We start from the raw sequence: 16,124 nt of genomic DNA, 5'->3' as shown, positions 1-16,124 counted from the left end.
GCAGAAGACCCAATTCCTCAAAATGTGCGAGTAACCGAATTAATCCGATACGGTCATCTCCTTGTGTCTGCGAGCAGCTAAGGCTAATTCAAAGCCTGCCTTGAGTTGGTCAGCTTGGTCCGGGGCATGGGATGCTTCTCCTCCTTGCCTTGCTTTGAGTTGTAACGGTGCGGTGATCGCAATCCGTTCCTCTTCATAGTCCGTAAGAGCTTGAGCAACAGAAGGAGTATCCTGCAAGTTCAGCCCCTTGAGTTTTTTTGTTAAAGCAACAGCATCCTCAAATGCCATAGTAGCCCCTAATCCTAAGGACGGTCGCATCGGGTGAGCGGCATCCCCTAATAAGGTGATTCTCTCTCTATCCCCCCATTGGGATACTGGTTCCCGATCGAACACGCCAGTTTCTACAATGGTGGTAGGGTCAGTTGCTCGAATAACCCTTTCAACAAAGGGAGTCCATTGGTCAAAAACTTGGAGAACCATAGCTAAAACATCCGTACTCTTCTCTGAAGTCGGATGGAGTGCAGTCCCTCCCCAAGCCAGTACGTCGGCCCCTGCATCCATAATCCAAAAATTTTTCTGGTCTCCGACCACCAGTTGAAAACCAGCCCCTTCTGCAAAGGGTTCAGCGAGGGGGGCTAGGATTTTACGGGGCAAGATTCCTCGCCAAGTCATGGTTCCAGTGTACAGAGGCGCACCATCTCCCACGGTAAGACCGCGAACCACGGAGTGATACCCATCGGCACCAATTAACAGTCGTGCGCCAACATCGGGCTGATTCTCAAAGTGCAAACGTAAGGGAGCCTTGGACGGATCGGCGACCTTAGTGAAGTTGACAAACTTACGGTTAAGGTGAAGGGATACGGTAGGTGGCAGTGTGTTTTGCAATGAGCTTTGTAGGTTATACCACGCTAGCCAAGTGAAAGGAGTACCCGCCAAGGGCGATTCATCAGAAAACAAAACCTCGCCATTGGGTCTCATCAGCAGTTGTCGCTGTGGGTTGGCAGCTAAGGCACGAACTTGGATAGCGAGATCGGCATCGATCAGAGCCAATGCCTTATACCCCGCTTCTGCCAACCCTAGGGCAGCGCCGATGGGACGTAAAGCTCTAGCTCGTTCAAACACACCTACCGAAAAACCTAAATTGGCTAGCCCGTGGGCTGCACATAGTGCGCCCGGTCCTGCACCAATAATGGCGATATCGAAAGTTGGGGTTTCACTCATTTTTAGATACGGTTAAAAGCAGCAGCGACGAAAGCGATTGCCTTGAGCACTAGCGAAGCTAATCGCGCTTCGTGTGAGATGATGTAGGTTCTGCTTGACAATCATACACTCACGCACTAATTGATAAAAGAGACCTCTGGCAAAAGTAGGCGGGCGCGATCGCAACCTGTAACCAGCGTCCATAGCAACTATAGCTTCAACGATCGCCCGGGATCAAAGTGCTGTCAATGTAGTAGGATAGTGTTACCCTAAGTTATCACAATCAAGGGAAACTAAAAGTTTTTAGGATTTTATCGAGTCGATATAGAAATCGCCACTGTCGGTTCGGATTAAGATTTAATCTGATAGCTGGACGCTATAATTATGAACTCAATAAAGTTAAAAAATTGATGTAGATCAGCTTAAAAAATCGCAAAAAAGTCTATAATCCAAGATGCGTTTCAAGAATGGCTCTACAGCTACAAGCCTGCGTAAACCGTTTAATTTGTGCTGATTAAAAATGCTGGCATCATGCCGCGACCGGCACTCGAACATAATAAATAAAGGAAGTATTTAAGCTGGATTTAGTATTAAACTCTCAATACAGGTCTTTCGGGATTTTCGGGATTGGGAATTAGACGCTGATTTTTGCAATCTACTAGCAAATCTAAAGTTTCTAAGACAGTTTGACCGATTAGCACCATATCCCCTAAAACCATTGCCGCCTCAATCGTTTCGCGCCCTTCTATTTCAATGATAATAGGCCCAGTCAATCCCACTGTTTCTTGTCTGCCATCAGCATATTTTGCTATTTCCTGACTCCGAATTCTTAAACCGAGCTGTTCGCAGACTTCTACAGGAATAGCTGTGCGTACTGCACCAGTATCTATGAGTGCTTCTGCTTCGTACACGCGCAACAGATTTGGATTGAGCAATCCTCTCTTGACTAACTCTTCATCAATGGCATTCGTGAGCTTGACTTTGACTCGAACTGCACCCATATTTTTGCTGGCTTGAGTTAGATCGCGATCGAGATTTATCATATAGCCTCTCTTTTCGTCTAGAAAGTCTACCTTTGATTCTAGCTTGAATTTATGGTAGTAAGGTGCGCAGTGCGCACCCTACAAGTAGAGTCTGTGCGTAAGTCTTACAGCCTATCGCAGGTGTATGAAGTTCAGTAGGGACAAAGGCTTTCGCCGTGTCCCTACGGGGCTCTATCACTCTTGTGGGGTGGGCATCCTGCCCGCCCTAAACATACAAGTTAAATGCACAACAGCTTACTCATCTTCTGCATAGATAAACCGATACAATTCGCTCGGATCGGGTTCGGGGCTTTTCTCAGCAAAATCTACCGCATCATCAATTACTGCTTGAATCTTATTTTCGATCTCTTTTAATTCTTCAGCAGTTGCCAAAGTTCGATCGATCAAATCAGCAGCCAACTTCTTAATCGGATCGCGAGGGAACCAATATTCCTTCTCTTCCTTAGAACGCAACTCGTCGGGATCTGCCAAAGAATGCCCGCGAAAGCGATAAGTCAAAGCCTCGATCAAAGTCGGCCCTTCGCCGGCGCGCGCCCGCGCTACAGCTTCCTTCGCCACTTCCCGCACCGCCAAAACATCCATCCCGTCAACCTCGACGCCAGCCATGCCAAAAGCATGAGCTTTCTTGTAAATCATGGGGTCAGAAGTAGCTCGTTCGTGGGCCATCCCGATCGCCCATTTGTTGTTTTCCACAACATAAATAATCGGCAGCTTCCACAAAGCCGCCATATTCAAACACTCAAAAAACTGCCCGTTATTTGCAGCGCCGTCGCCAAAAAAACAAGCAGTTACGCCATCGGAACTCTCATCGCCCAAAGCTTCGCGGCGGTACTTCGATTGAAAAGCCGCCCCCGTAGCTACAGGAATCCCCTCAGCTACAAAAGCATAACCTCCCAACAATCGGTGTTCGGCAGAAAACATATGCATCGAACCGCCGCGGCCCTTCGAGCAACCAGTTTCCTTCCCGAACAACTCCGCCATTACTTCTCGCGCCGGCACACCCGCGCTCAAAGCGTGAACGTGATCGCGGTAGGTGCTGCTGACGTAATCGGTGTCATCCCGGCGCATCGATCGAATCACGCCAGTAGACACAGCTTCCTGACCGTTGTACAAGTGGACAAAACCAAACATTTTGCCCCGGTAGTACATCTCAGCACACTTGTCTTCAAAGTAGCGCCCCAAGACCATATCCTCGTAGAGCATCAAGCCCTCATCCCGAGAAAGGTTGACGCTTTGCGCGTCAAAAACTGGTAAAGTCCGTTCCTGAACCATAAATAATTAATACCCGACGATCGGCTTCCTAGACATCTAAATTTAAACCGAGATGGGACACAACCGCAGCAGAAAACGATCGCACCTTTGCTCCGCAGCAGTTCACCAATTGTTAAAATGAGTTTGGCAGGCGGGGCGGATTGGCCCGAGCCGGAGAACCAACTCCCATCTAAACCCGATGCCAACGAATGATATAATTCCATTACTCTCAAACCCGAAAATGCTCAAGAGTCAAACAACTCATTTAGCTCAGGGGCAGTGGGGCAGTGCATTTTCCTCACTGTAAAACGCTGTAGAGGGAAAAAAAATCAGAGTATCTCTACGGCAAGTCCAACATACCGTGAACGGGGCGGTTGGAAGCCAACACCAGAATTTTTGATTTGGTTTGCGGGAGTATGTCACTTAAGATAGGCTAATTCAGTTGCTAGCGCTTTGGGGAAGTGGACAGTGTTAATTCCACTAGATTACTACCGGATTTTGGGTCTACCGATTCAAGCTACTGCCGAACAGTTGCAGCAGGCTCACCGCGATCGAACTTTACAGCTTCCGCGCAGGGAGTATTCCGAAGTTGCGATCGTCGCCCGCAAACAACTGCTCGATGAAGCCTGCGCCGTTCTGTCAGACTCAGAGGGGCGCAAAGCTTACGATGCCAGTTTTTTAGCCAAAACTTACGATCGAGAGTCGGAAGCCGCACTCGAAGCCAAGCACCAGAGGTCGAAAACCTCAGCAGGCACGGCCACCTTCCTGCAAGACGCAGGAGAAACCGCTGGGCCAGAGTCCAAAACTTTAGAGGCTGCTCCCGATCCCCACACTCCAAGTATTGAAATCGATGACAACCAATTCGTAGGAGCCCTGCTCGTACTGCAAGAACTGGGGGAATACGAACTCGTACAGAAGCTGGGTCGCCCGTATCTTAACAATGGCAGCATCGCGATCGCCGAAGGTCGTTTCGGCGACCCTCAGCTCGTGCGGCCAGATATAGTTTTAACCGTCAGCCTTGCCTGTCTAGAACTCGGCCGCGAACAGTGGCAGCAAGGTCAGTACGAAAATGCCGCAAAATCATTAGAAGCAGGCCAAGAAGTGCTGCTGCTTGAGGGCCTATTTCCAAGCGTGAGGGGTGAAATGCAAGCCGACATATACAAACTCCGTCCGTACAACATTTTAGAGCTACTATCCCTACCCGAAGAAAAAGTCGCCGAGCGTCGCCGGGGACTGCAAATCCTGCGAGAAATGCTCCAAGAACGGGGCGGCATCGACGGATCGGGAGACGATCGATCGGGCTTAGGAATAGAAGACTTCCTCCGCTTCGTCCAGCAAATGCGCAGACACCTAACCAGCAGCGAGCAGCAGACCTTATTTGAAGCTGAAGCTGGCCGCCCCTCCGCAGTCGCCACTTACCTCTCGGTCTACACCCTGTTAGCCCAAGGATTTGCCGCCAGACAGCCATCGATGATCCGCCGCGCCAAGCTGATGCTGATGCAGCTCGGCCGCCGCCAAGACGTTCACCTGGAAAAAGCCGTGTGCTCCTTGCTGCTGGGCCAGACAGAAGAAGCCAGCAGAGCCCTCGAACTGAGTTCGGAAAAAGAACCCCTCGCGTTCATTCGCGAGCATTCCCAAGATTCTCCCGATTTGTTGCCCGGACTGTGCTTGTACGCCGAACACTGGCTGCAAGAGGAAGTGTTTCCCCACTTCCGCGACTTGGCCAACGAGTCAGTCTCCTTGAAAGATTACTTTGCCGACCCGAAAGTACAAGCTTACCTGGAAGCTTTGCCGCTTGACGCAGAAACCGCCAACGAATGGGTCGTCGTGCAGCCCCGCTCGGGCAAGCCCCAGGGGCGACTGCAACCCGTCGGAGATCGCCCGCCCGCACCCCCACAGCCACCCACAGCCAAGCAGGGAGCCAGTACCGTCACCTTGACCCCCGTACCGGCCGACGCCTCCACCGCCGCCTCCAGCCCGAAATCCCAGGCCGGGGCAACCGCGCCTATCCCTGCTGCCGCCGTCTCTCTCCCAACAGCTACGGCGGGAGGGCCCTCAGACTCCACCTCCAAACGCAGACGCCAACATTCAGGGCGCAGCGGAGCAACCGGCAAGGCGCTAACAGGGGATTTGGTCGATCGGGCGCGCACCAAGGCAGCAGAAATTACCGCCCAAGTCAAGTCCATGCCTCCAAATAGGCTGGCTTTGTTTCTAGTCGCAGGTGTCCTGAGCCTGTTAATGCTGTGGTTCATACTCAGTCTGTTGGCGAGCGCGATGCAAGCCCTCTCGGGCCCATCCCTGCAAGGAGATCAAGCCCTCGTCGGCCTGGAAGCACCGCCCGTAGAAATCCCCGCTGTTTCCGTGGCCCCAGACCCGACCGCCGCGGTCCCGGTGTCGGGAGCAATCACTGACGAATCAGCCGAACAAATAGTTCAAAGCTGGCTGTCGGCGAAAGCAGCAGCTTTGGGTCCCAACCACGCTGTCGAAGAATTAAAGCAAGTTCTGACAGAACCGGCTTTGTCTCGCTGGCAATTGATGGCAGACGCTCAAGAGCGAAACAACGCGCATCAGCGTTACGTACACAAGCTGCAAGTTAATGGAGTTAAGACGAATCCGACTAATCCCGATCGCGCCCAAGTAGAAGCCCAAGTAGCGGAAAAAGCCGAAGTGTTCGATCGCGATCAGCTCGTTTCTTCCCGCAACGAAAACCTGCGGGTGCGCTACGACTTGATCCGCCAAGACGGACAGTGGCGGATTATGGATTGGCAAGTGATTAAGTAAGGAATTGGTAATTGGTAATTGGTAATTTCTGCTTGCTAGTTGCTAATTACCAATTTCTGATTATTAGTTAAATTTTTAATCCCAAATGCTGGAGTTTTGAATTGCAGATTATTGTTGAAGGCTGGCGTTTTATTTATCATTCCTATTGCGTAGCCAATCAATTTCAACTGCTGGCAATGCTCGATAGCCCGCGAGGACAAATTGAGCTTTTTCACCGCGATATGCCCTACATAGACGCAGCTTGGGAGACGAAAATTAGTTTGTTCGATCGCCCAAATGAAACATTACTCCGCAGCATTAAGAACCCTGCTGTAAATCAGTCAGCCGATGTTACCCTGCGAATGTACTGCCCGTGGGACTTCTCGGCATCCAGCAGCGCCGAAACTTGGGTATTTGCAGCGACAGAATGGGGGATTGTTACCAGTACAGTATTGCAGGCGATGGGGGTTAAGTCGATCGCCCAAACCCCCGTTAACTCACAAACGAAAATTATTACACCTTCAGCCTGGTCAAAAGCCGGCTTAATTCGCAGCGGAGTTGAGGCGGATCGCATTGCCGTCGTACCTTTGGGAGTCGATCCTAAAATTTATTATCCTGCTGCGGGCGATCGGCGTCAATGGCTGCGCCAAAGCTTCGGCTGGTCAGACTATTTTATATTTTTAAACATCGGAGGGCAAACGGATCGCAAAGGCATTCGCCCTTTATTAAAAGCGTTCGCTGCGGTAGTTGACAAATATCCCCATGCCCGATTAGTTTTAAAAGGTTCAGAACTGCTTTATCCGTCGAGAGACGAGATTGCCGAAGCCTGCCGAGTTGTGCTCGACGATGCTGAAAGAGCGAGAGTTTTAGCGAGATTAATTTATACTGGTAGCCAGCTATCTTTTGCTCGAATAGCTGAGTTTTACCAAGCAGCAGATGCTTATGTTTCTCCGTATTTAGCAGAAGGTTTTAATCTGCCGGTGTTGGAAGCTGCAGCTTGCGGTTTGCCGGTTATTTGCACTGCGGGCGGCCCTACCGATGATTTTACGCGCTCGGACTTTGCACAGCGGATCGAAAGTAAATTTACGGCTGTGGCGATCGACGGGGAAACTTTATTTATTTTAGCTCCTGAGTGGGAACATTTGACTGATTTGATGCAAGGGGCGATCGAACAGGCTGGATGGGCTGCGAAAGCTAGAGTTGCGGGCCCGGGTTTTGTAGCTGAGAATTTTACTTGGAGACACGCAGTCGATCGATTGCTTGAGGTTATGGTGGGAGATCGAAATAGCGAGAGGATGGAGAAATCTATTTTTGAGCCAATAATTTTGTAGTTGGCGCGTTTCAATCCCTACCTAGGCATTTAGCAGTTGTCCGGATCTCCTTGACCCAAGTTTTAAACTAATTTTTAAATCGTTTTAATTGCTGATACAATAAGTTTGGGTTAGCGATATCAGACACATTTACTCTCACAATTTTATAGGAGATACAGACCTCTGAAAGGATATCAGAGTGTTCTTATCCCAAGGGTATTGTCTTATATAGCAATCCTCGCATCATTATGTGAATTTCTTACTCCCTAGCAAGCGGCTTCGGGGAGGGTTGGGGTGGGGTAAAAAATTTACGAATCCTGCAAGGATTGCTATAAAGGCATTTTTAACGCGGATTTAATATCATTTAAAAATTAAAGTCCTTACTGCAAAAAACAGCAAGGACTTCAATCATTCATTCCTGAGTTTTAAGGACTAAAGTCCTTACTACAAACCTTAAATACTTGCCATCACTTCGCCAGCAGCGGCCAAAGTTCGATCGACATCTTCCTCGGTATGAGCCAAAGAAGTAAATCCCGCCTCAAACTGCGAAGGAGCCAGATAAATACCGTGCTCCAACATTCCCCGGTGAAAGCGGCTGAACTTCGTCAAATCCGACTTCTTCGCATCCTCGTAATTGTGAACCGGGCCCGCCGCAAAAAACAAGCCAAACATCCCGCTAATTTGCCCGCCACAAGCTGCGTGTCCGGTTTCCTTAGCAATTTTTAGCAATCCGTCAGACAGTTTTTTGGTAATCTTATCCAACTGTTCGTAAGTGCCGGGTTTTTGCAGCAATTCCAAAGTCTTAATCCCAGCAGTCATCGCCAAAGGATTTCCCGAAAGCGTACCCGCTTGATACATCGGCCCAGCAGGAGCCACCATCCCCATAATATCCCGCCTTCCCCCGTAAGCTCCCACCGGCAAACCGCCACCGATAACTTTACCCAAAGTTGTCAAATCCGGGGTAACGCCGAATCTTTCCTGAGCTCCGCCGTAGGCGATGCGGAAACCAGTCATTACTTCATCAAAAACTAACAAAGCACCGTTATCTTTCGTAATTTCCCGCAAACCTTCGAGAAAACCTGCATCCGGGGTAATAAAACCGGCATTCCCCACCACTGGTTCGAGAATTACGCCTGCTATCTCGCCGGGATTTTCGGCAAATAAAGCTTTGACTGCTTCTAAGTCATTGTAGGGAGCGTTGAGGGTATTGGCAGTAGTGGATTTCGGGACGCCCGGGGAGTCGGGAAGGCCCAGAGTTGCGACGCCGGAACCGGCTTTTACCAAGAACATATCGGCGTGCCCGTGATAGCAGCCTTCAAATTTAATCAATTTATCGCGTCCGGTGAAGGCTCGCATCAGCCGCAAAACGGCCATACAGGCTTCGGTGCCGGAATTGACGAATCGCACCATTTCAATGCTGGGAACCGCATCGATGACCATTTCGGCGAGCACGTTTTCCAACACCGATGGTGCGCCGAAACTCGTACCTTTTTCTAAAGATTCGTGAAGGGCTTTGATGACTTCCGGGTGGGCGTGGCCGCAGATGGCCGGGCCCCAAGTGCCTACATAGTCAATGTATTGGTTTTCGTCAACATCCCAAATGTAGGCTCCTTTTACCCTGTCAAAGACGATGGGCTGTCCGCCTACGGATTTGAAGGCGCGGACGGGGGAACTGACGCCACCTGGCATCAACTTCTGGGCAGCGGCGAAAATTTCTTCGGATTTGGTGGTTTTCAAGGTTGTGGAAACCAATGTTTTCTCCTTAGTGAACGTCTGTTGTGGGTAGAATAATTTTATAGCCAGTTCAGCATAAAGGTTAGGTCTATTTAAGGAAACTATTTTATTGACGTACTCCCCCGTTTAAAAGACGGGGGATTCTCAAAGGATGTTACAAGGCCGGCCTCAGAGGGCGCGTTTCCACCCTTCTTCTTGTATCTTCGATTCTTAACTAGACTGTTACCAGTCCCCGTCAGACCATCTCCACAGGCATTTTCTTTAGTGTCCAGGAAGCGTCCCTCCCCAGACAATCCGCGATTACGGATCACTTGAGCTGCTGCTACATCTTTATGGGTAGTGTATCAACACTCAGGGAAATGATGAACTCGTTCTTTCAGTTCTTTTTTGTCGGTGTGGGTGTCACACTGCCGGCATAATTGCGAAGTGTAATCTTTATTGACTTTATCAAAGTACACACCGCGTTTCCAACACACCCATTAGACCTCTCCAAGAACTCTCAAAATCTTTATCATATTGGTTTCTGACTGCGTTCCCCTCAAATGGCCGGCAGTCAGAAACCAACGGTTACATAAGGCTTTGACAGTGTTGCCATCAAAACATAACAGATTTTTGAAGTAAAATTATCTCATATTTTTTAACGTATTTTCGGTTATTTAACTACTCAAAACGATGCTTCATATCCGCCATATTATTAATTTTTATTTATACTACCACAATTACGGATTCATAAGTTCATGAATTTAACCGAAATACAACATACTCCAGGTTTATAAAGTACAGTAGCAGCAGCTTGTCAACCAGTTTTTGAAGTGCTTAGTATTGACTAAATAAGTAGGTAGGTACAAAAAAACAAAACTATGTAAAAATATCTAAACATGAAGGTGTATCTACCAAGGTAACTCAGATATGGGCGCTCGTTTAAAAATATTTTTGACTCCCTAACAGAATCAAACCCTATAAAAACTTAGAACTGAGGATGTACTACAGAAAGTCAAAGACAGAGCCTCGCTCCCTCAGGCTAAATGCACATGGCTGGTACGTTGAGAAAATAGCTGTTCATTTTAATTGGACTCCACAAACAGTGAGAGAGGTTTTACATAAATGGCCGCATGTAGGTATGGAAGGGATGCAGGGAATTACCATGTCTCAGCCGTGAAAACCGATGTGGAAAGAAGAAGACATAGAGTTTTTAACAGAATGCCTCAAAAATGAACCACGCACCTACAACGCCAGTTCAATTAGCTCAGAAATTAGAAAAAGAGGGTTATAGCACTTATCATAAAGATGAGGTATAATGTAACTGACTTGAACAGAATGAAAAATATAAAACCCCAAAATGTAATGTTATGCAATCTAATTAAAGGGAGCGGGAGCGAGCAGTCCCTCGACCCATAGATAGGAGTGACTGAATTCACAGCAGTCACTCGAATCACAACAATCAAGGATTTTAGCCCTTATCATACATTAGTAAAAATGAAAACTTATTCGATTGATTTTAGACAAAAAATTATGGATGTGTACCATAATGAGCCACTGTCACAAAGAGCAATAGCCAACCGTTTTTCTGTAGCTCTGAGTTTTGTCCAAAAATTGATTAAACAGTATCGTGAGACCCAAAATATTGCTCCTCGAACTGAGCGATGTGGAGTTAAATTAAAACTGAATGCAGAACAACTCCTGATTTTAGCGGAATTGATTGAAGAAAATAATGATGCGACTCTCGAAGAACTCCGTTATTTACTCTACCAAAAAATTGGTTTTACCATCAGCGTAGCAACGATGGGAAGAATGGCAAAACTCTTAAACATGACCTTAAAAAAAAACTCTTTTCCCGTCAGACAAAGGCACTGACAGAGTTCAGAACCTGCGATACGAGTTTTGGCAAAAAATTCGACAAATTTGTTTGAAAGACTTAATATTTATTGATGAATGTGGAGTAAACTTGGCAATGGTTAGGTTATATGCAAGGGAGGCTAAAAGGTTCAAGAGCCAAGGGGCAAAAACCGAATAAACGGGGCAGAAATGTCTCAATAATTGGAGCTATATCGGTCAACGAAATCCTAACATCCGTCAATTTAACAGGTACAACTGATACAATTACATTTGAGGCTTTTATTATACGAAAGCTAGTACCAAAACTCTGGAAAGGTGCTTGTGTAGTGATGGATAATTGTACTATTCATACCGGAGAAGAAATAGAAAAAGCCATCAAAAAGAAAGGGGCAAAATTAATATACTTGTCGCCCTATTCTCCCGACTTCTCACCAATTGAACATTTATGGTCAAAACTCAAAAACATTCTCCGTTCTATCAAGACGACTAATTATCGAGAATTAGCAAAAGCGATAGAGTTTGCCTTCAATCAAGTTACATTATCCGATCTTTGTAATTGGTTTACTCACTGCTGTTATTGTACCTCATCTATCTGAGAAACGCTATATATTAAACGCGCGTCCAGACAGATTAAGACGAATACTAAAAAAAAGGGTTTATTTGGAAACGAGCGAGGAAGAGCCACAAAGGAAAACAAGAAATTGTAGCACGCTAAGTCAAACTCTTCAGACTTAAATATGCTGGAATGGGCTGCTGCTGCGGGAGATATAGACTTAAAATATTTAGATGAATCAAGATTTGGTGCGTGGAGCGAACATAGTTACACTTATTACAAACGAGGAGAGGAACAACAGCTAGAACAAACCAAGAGGCGTGGTCGTAGATTAAGTATTGTAGGATTTATTCAACATGAATTAAGCTTTGTTTACGGTTTAGTAATAGAGGGTGTCGAGCGAAAAGCCTATATCAGAATGATGGAGTTAGAAGCCCAGTCAGCCGATCAGAGTAAACGAATCAGAGTAATAGTACATGATAATAGCCCGATACATCAATGTCATGAAGTTCAACAATTATGGTCGAAGTGGGAAAGCCAGGCTCTATATATCTTATTTTTACCCAAATATTGTTGATCCATGAATCCAATAGAATTGGAGGGGAAACATATCAAAAAATACGAGCTAGCTGCGACATTTGTTTGAGGATAAATTAGAGTTAGCCTATGCCGTAATTAATGGGTAGAAGCTAGAGGAAAAAAAGGAAACTACCGTACAAAACGCATTCAATTGATTTCGGATCGCCGTACTTAATGTTGTGTTACATAATTATGTTTTTTCCCACCGACTTACTTACATGAAATATGCTGTATTTTAAGACTGTTGGCAGCAAACTCTTTCGAGTCATCACTGCAAACACACAAACTCAAACGTCAGTTAGCCGGCTCTTGGGCTTGTTCTGTGGAGTATGACTGTCGGATTGTATTTAATTTTGTTGAAAATCCAGAGTCAGGAGATGAGGAACTTCTCTTGCTTGAGATTGGCAGCCATGATGAGGTTTATTGAAAATGCTGGCTGATGCGATCGCCTCTTTCTATCTGCTTTTTTAATAGGGAGGAAAGGGCGATCGAGTTTTGTGTTTGTTGGAATTGACGAAAGGGCGATCGCACTTCAAACACTTTCAAAGCAGGCGATAGGAGAAGGTTGTAGAAAAGTGAGGGTGAGAAGGTGCGATCGCTTTTAGGAGCGAAAGGGCGATCGTCACTCAATATCCTGTTTTCTAAAAGTGGTAAATAAGTGTATGTGACCAAGATTTTAACTACAGAGCAATACCGCAATCTGACAAACGCATTAATAAATTTATTACAATAAAATCATTCACGTAATTTTTCCTTAACCCAGGATATCCTCCTGGCGGATTCGCTGTGGGAAGATGTCCGTATGGAGCCTGGATTGAAAAAGTAATATCGTTATAATTTTTTAGACCTGCACTGCCGTCACTGTGAGGAGCGTACCATCCTATGGTTCTATGAAATTTCTCATTTAATTCGCTTTGAAGTCTTCTCTGATTCATTTGCTGAGCGGCACTTCCTTCTCTTTTTCCATAGGTAAACATAATGGACAGTGCATTCTTCTCTCCTATTTCTGATATAATTCGCCTTTGTACACTCAACCCAAAGCGACCATTGCTATATTTAAGCCAAAGTCGATCTATAGTACAAATGTCTTCACAGGGGGTATGTTTAGCAGTTACTGGAGTGGCATAGTTCTCGACGCTGTTGTAATTTGTTACGCGAAGTATCATATTGTTGGTTTCTTCGTCAGCTTCTCTCCATTTTCCCTCTGCTAGTAGGTCACGAAGGCGTCTGTAATCACAGCGATAGCTATTGGATGCGCTGGTGTCAAGTGATACTTCAAGATTTGAATAATCAAGTTGATTAGTGTAATTCTGGCTTGATGCTTTACTAGCTTGAGTCCTACTTGATGCCTTACTAGCTTGATTACTGCTTGATGCTTGTGACACCACGAAGTAGACAACTACAGCCAGCACAATTAAAATTAAAATCCACATTGATACTTTCCTTGATTAGGTAATCAGGGGAATTGCAACTCAATCCCCTGATGGTTGTGTCTACTGGTAAAAATTAATCAAAATTGCTTTATCCGCCATAATTCCCGCTACCATAGCCTGTTTATTTGGCTATCTCTAGCATGGTCGATTGATTGGATTTTACTTTTTTTAGTTCCCTTTCTACTTTCTCTCTTTCTGCCTGGTCTGCTATTCCGATTTGCTCTTCAAATTGAGCTATTATTGTCGAATTGGGAATATCAGAAACCTGTGAGGGGGATAAAATTCCTTGAGCCAAAGCCAAAGTAGCCATAATATTCCGAATTGTGTCGGCAAGGTTGTATGGTAAACTCACTTTTTTCAACTCCTCTGGTATGCTAATTTGTAAAGATAAATGCGAGCCATCTCCTGGTACTTAAACATCGCCAACACGATTAACACTCAGGCAAAGACTGCAATTCATCGAACAAGGCATCCAAGTATTCACTAGAATCTGCCTGTTCCACTCCCCATATACCCGGAGCTATATTCTCGAAAATATGCTTATTCTCAATCTTAGTTTGAACGTACCATTGACCATTCTTTGTATAAAAGTGATCGTGCATGATTCCAGGATTATCTGGCTCAAGACCTAGCTTGTCATCAGATTCTAAAATGTTCCTTTCTCCCCTGATGGTTGCCAATTTATAATATAGACGGTTTTGTCTGTGATATTTTGGTCCATCCCAATCAGTATATGCCATGACAATTTCTTTCGTTAGTATTGCTAATGAAAATGTGTAAACACAATTTATAGTAAAGCTTCCTCTTTAGCTTGACCAGTGATAAAAAGTGACAAAAAGTTAGAAATAGTAGCAACATCTTGGAGATTGTGCTAAAATCTATCCACAGCAATGTGCGCGCACGGTCAAAGTTTCATAAACCATGCCAGCACAACCTCAACTCGGACACTACCTTTAAGAGGATTTAACCCATGACTGTGGATGAAGCTCTCGCCATTGTCGAAACAGTCCTAGAGGACGACGAACAGTTAAACGACGTGCAAGAGCTAATTTTCAAACAGTGCTGGGAAGGCAGACAGTCTTATGAGGAAATTGCTAAACTTTCTAAATATGATGATGAATATATTAAAGCCGCAGGCTATAAACTCTGGAAGTTACTCTCAGACGCTTTTGAAGAAAAAGTAAAAAAAAGTAATATTAAAGCAGTTATAAAACGATACTTGCGGCGACATCAAGTGACTTTACATCGAACTCAAGTTATTGGAGTTAATCTCAGCGGTGCTGACTTAAGCGGAGCCAGAATATTATTCGCAAACTTAAGTGAATCTGATTCATCAGCAGATTTACACGGTGCAATTATATCTGATAATAAGACGGCATCAGATGAAATTATCAAGGCTGAAGACGCACATAACCAGGGAATTTTGTCGAGCATAAGAGAACGCATTTATCACTGGAATGATTTGCGCTTTCACAGCCAAGAACAAGTAAAAATAGCCGAAGCGCTCGATCGCACAAACACTCTCTTTTTCCCCAACTCCAAAGCCCGCCTCACAACACCCGCAGGTAGACAAAACCAAGAACCAGATTTCCTCATATTCCACCAAGGCAAATGGGGTATCCTGGAAATATCGCATCCCGACACAGAAAAAGATGAAACGCGCGATCGACTGTTTGCATCTCACGGTATCAGCATCATCCACTATTGCGATGCTAACAGATGCACAGAAGAACCCGATCGCATTGTCCAAGAGTTTTTAGACATATTGAGTCAGAGATAGGGCGAGTGGTTTTTTCATAAGGGCGATCGCATAGGGACCCAGAAACCGGGTTTTTTAAGATAATACTTCGTTGTATCCCGCAGATTCGGTAAAAAACCCGGTTTCTTTGCTTGGAGTGCCTAAGTGCATAAGGGCGATCGCACTCCGTAACAAAGTAGATTTTTCCTTGACAAATTACTCAATTTGTGATAGCACGAGTGGTGGAAATTTTTAAGGGCGATCGCACAAACACCGCTTAGCTATATTTCCCGGAAGACTCAGCCGCATTAGCCAGCCGCTCCACGCCCGCTCGGACAATTACCGCCAAATCTGCGATCGGCATACATTGAATTTTTTTAAGCAAGTCGTTGGTATCCAGAGGTTCGGGCATTGGCTTGCCTTCGAGATGAGCCATTAACTCTTCCATCGTAAAGCCCGCTCTTGTCGCAATCTGCGTCAAATTTTTCGTATCGGGGAGAACCTGTCCTTTCTCCCAATACTGAACAGCAGACCCAGAGACTCCCAATAGCCTACCAAAAGCGCTAAAACTCATGGAGCCACGCGCTAGCTTCACAACTTCGCTCAGTTTTTTCTTAGCTTCTGCGTCCACAGTATCAGCCACGAGATAACCACAATTCCTAGTTTACAGATAAATCTGCCTCATAT

14 protein-coding genes and 1 pseudogene are annotated in these 16,124 nt (G+C 45.8%); 5 read left to right on the top strand and 10 right to left on the bottom strand.

Going from position 1 to position 16,124, the window contains the following annotated elements:
• Positions 1 to 39: 39 nt before the first annotated feature.
• The 3 genes from QUB30_RS25890 to pdhA form a co-directional block, all read right to left on the bottom strand.
• Entirely contained in the window at positions 40 to 1,221 is a 1,182-nt protein-coding gene (locus QUB30_RS25890; RefSeq protein ID WP_333339425.1) for an NAD(P)/FAD-dependent oxidoreductase, read from the bottom strand.
• Positions 1,222 to 1,790: 569 nt separating this feature from the next.
• Positions 1,791 to 2,243 (bottom strand): retroviral-like aspartic protease family protein, encoded by a 453-nt coding sequence (locus QUB30_RS25885; protein WP_333339422.1) that lies wholly within the window; start codon positions 2,241 to 2,243, stop codon positions 1,791 to 1,793.
• Between the two features lie 234 nt (positions 2,244 to 2,477).
• The gene (gene pdhA / locus QUB30_RS25880; protein WP_333339419.1) at positions 2,478 to 3,515 is read right to left on the bottom strand and encodes a pyruvate dehydrogenase (acetyl-transferring) E1 component subunit alpha; all 1,038 of its coding nucleotides are present in this window, start codon (positions 3,513 to 3,515) and stop codon (positions 2,478 to 2,480) included.
• A gap of 447 nt (positions 3,516 to 3,962) precedes the next feature.
• On the opposite strand from pdhA, the gene QUB30_RS25875 reads away from it, so the two are divergent.
• Both QUB30_RS25875 and QUB30_RS25870 read left to right on the top strand, forming a co-directional pair.
• Positions 3,963 to 6,275, top strand: coding sequence for an IMS domain-containing protein (locus QUB30_RS25875; protein ID WP_333339417.1), 2,313 nt, complete (start codon positions 3,963 to 3,965; stop codon positions 6,273 to 6,275).
• Positions 6,276 to 6,376: 101 nt separating this feature from the next.
• Positions 6,377 to 7,585: a glycosyltransferase family 4 protein gene (locus tag QUB30_RS25870; RefSeq protein ID WP_333339413.1), complete on the top strand. Its 1,209-nt coding sequence runs from the start codon at positions 6,377 to 6,379 to the stop codon at positions 7,583 to 7,585.
• A gap of 432 nt (positions 7,586 to 8,017) precedes the next feature.
• Here the strand turns inward: QUB30_RS25870 and hemL are convergent, their stop codons facing one another.
• Together hemL and QUB30_RS33985 are read right to left on the bottom strand one after the other, a co-directional pair.
• Positions 8,018 to 9,316: a glutamate-1-semialdehyde 2,1-aminomutase gene (hemL, locus tag QUB30_RS25865; protein WP_333339409.1), complete on the bottom strand. Its 1,299-nt coding sequence runs from the start codon at positions 9,314 to 9,316 to the stop codon at positions 8,018 to 8,020.
• Between the two features lie 326 nt (positions 9,317 to 9,642).
• Entirely contained in the window at positions 9,643 to 9,774 is a 132-nt protein-coding gene (locus tag QUB30_RS33985; protein WP_445300550.1) for a zinc ribbon domain-containing protein, read from the bottom strand.
• A gap of 1,000 nt (positions 9,775 to 10,774) precedes the next feature.
• On the opposite strand from QUB30_RS33985, the pseudogene QUB30_RS25860 reads away from it, so the two are divergent.
• Together QUB30_RS25860 and QUB30_RS25855 are read left to right on the top strand one after the other, a co-directional pair.
• Positions 10,775 to 11,730, top strand: a pseudogene (locus tag QUB30_RS25860) (IS630 family transposase).
• A gap of 141 nt (positions 11,731 to 11,871) precedes the next feature.
• Positions 11,872 to 12,264, top strand: a complete 393-nt coding sequence (locus QUB30_RS25855) for a transposase (RefSeq protein WP_333339406.1) — start codon at positions 11,872 to 11,874, stop codon at positions 12,262 to 12,264.
• Positions 12,265 to 12,686: 422 nt separating this feature from the next.
• On the opposite strand, the gene QUB30_RS25850 is transcribed toward QUB30_RS25855, so the two are convergent.
• The 4 genes from QUB30_RS25850 to QUB30_RS25835 all read right to left on the bottom strand — a co-directional run bounded on the left by QUB30_RS25850 (position 12,687) and on the right by QUB30_RS25835 (position 14,439).
• Positions 12,687 to 12,896: a hypothetical protein gene (locus QUB30_RS25850; RefSeq protein WP_333339404.1), complete on the bottom strand. Its 210-nt coding sequence runs from the start codon at positions 12,894 to 12,896 to the stop codon at positions 12,687 to 12,689.
• A gap of 50 nt (positions 12,897 to 12,946) precedes the next feature.
• The gene (locus QUB30_RS25845; RefSeq protein WP_333339401.1) at positions 12,947 to 13,699 is read right to left on the bottom strand and encodes a GUN4 domain-containing protein; all 753 of its coding nucleotides are present in this window, start codon (positions 13,697 to 13,699) and stop codon (positions 12,947 to 12,949) included.
• 121 nt (positions 13,700 to 13,820) lie between these two features.
• Positions 13,821 to 14,051, bottom strand: coding sequence for a hypothetical protein (locus tag QUB30_RS25840; protein ID WP_333339397.1), 231 nt, complete (start codon positions 14,049 to 14,051; stop codon positions 13,821 to 13,823).
• Positions 14,052 to 14,130: 79 nt separating this feature from the next.
• Positions 14,131 to 14,439 carry a hypothetical protein gene (locus QUB30_RS25835; protein WP_333339395.1) on the bottom strand — a complete coding sequence of 103 codons (309 nt, stop codon included), beginning with the start codon at positions 14,437 to 14,439 and terminating at the stop codon, positions 14,131 to 14,133.
• A gap of 230 nt (positions 14,440 to 14,669) precedes the next feature.
• On the opposite strand from QUB30_RS25835, the gene QUB30_RS25830 reads away from it, so the two are divergent.
• The gene (locus QUB30_RS25830) at positions 14,670 to 15,479 is read left to right on the top strand and encodes a pentapeptide repeat-containing protein (RefSeq protein ID WP_333339392.1); all 810 of its coding nucleotides are present in this window, start codon (positions 14,670 to 14,672) and stop codon (positions 15,477 to 15,479) included.
• Between the two features lie 235 nt (positions 15,480 to 15,714).
• Here QUB30_RS25830 and QUB30_RS25825 read toward each other — a convergent pair whose 3' ends face one another.
• Positions 15,715 to 16,080: a transcriptional regulator gene (locus QUB30_RS25825; RefSeq protein ID WP_333339389.1), complete on the bottom strand. Its 366-nt coding sequence runs from the start codon at positions 16,078 to 16,080 to the stop codon at positions 15,715 to 15,717.
• Positions 16,081 to 16,124 lie beyond the last annotated feature (44 nt).

It is taken from the genome of Microcoleus sp. BROC3 (genome assembly GCF_036702515.1).
GTDB lineage: Bacteria > Cyanobacteriota > Cyanobacteriia > Cyanobacteriales > Microcoleaceae > Microcoleus.
Note: the sequence above shows the minus strand (reverse complement) of the source record. Positions and strands in the feature narration are given on the sequence as shown.

What these genes read in the sequence shown, in the direction of transcription:
- QUB30_RS25890 (WP_333339425.1), bottom strand. Translation starts at nt 1,221, where the DNA reads ATGAGTGAAACCCCAACTTTCGATATCGCCATTATTGGTGCAGGACCG.
- QUB30_RS25885 (WP_333339422.1), bottom strand. Translation starts at nt 2,243, where the DNA reads ATGATAAATCTCGATCGCGATCTAACTCAAGCCAGCAAAAATATGGGT.
- pdhA (WP_333339419.1), bottom strand. Translation starts at nt 3,515, where the DNA reads ATGGTTCAGGAACGGACTTTACCAGTTTTTGACGCGCAAAGCGTCAAC.
- QUB30_RS25855 (WP_333339406.1), top strand. Translation starts at nt 11,872, where the DNA reads ATGCTGGAATGGGCTGCTGCTGCGGGAGATATAGACTTAAAATATTTA.
- QUB30_RS25845 (WP_333339401.1), bottom strand. Translation starts at nt 13,699, where the DNA reads ATGTGGATTTTAATTTTAATTGTGCTGGCTGTAGTTGTCTACTTCGTG.
- QUB30_RS25835 (WP_333339395.1), bottom strand. Translation starts at nt 14,439, where the DNA reads ATGGCATATACTGATTGGGATGGACCAAAATATCACAGACAAAACCGT.
- QUB30_RS25830 (WP_333339392.1), top strand. Translation starts at nt 14,670, where the DNA reads ATGACTGTGGATGAAGCTCTCGCCATTGTCGAAACAGTCCTAGAGGAC.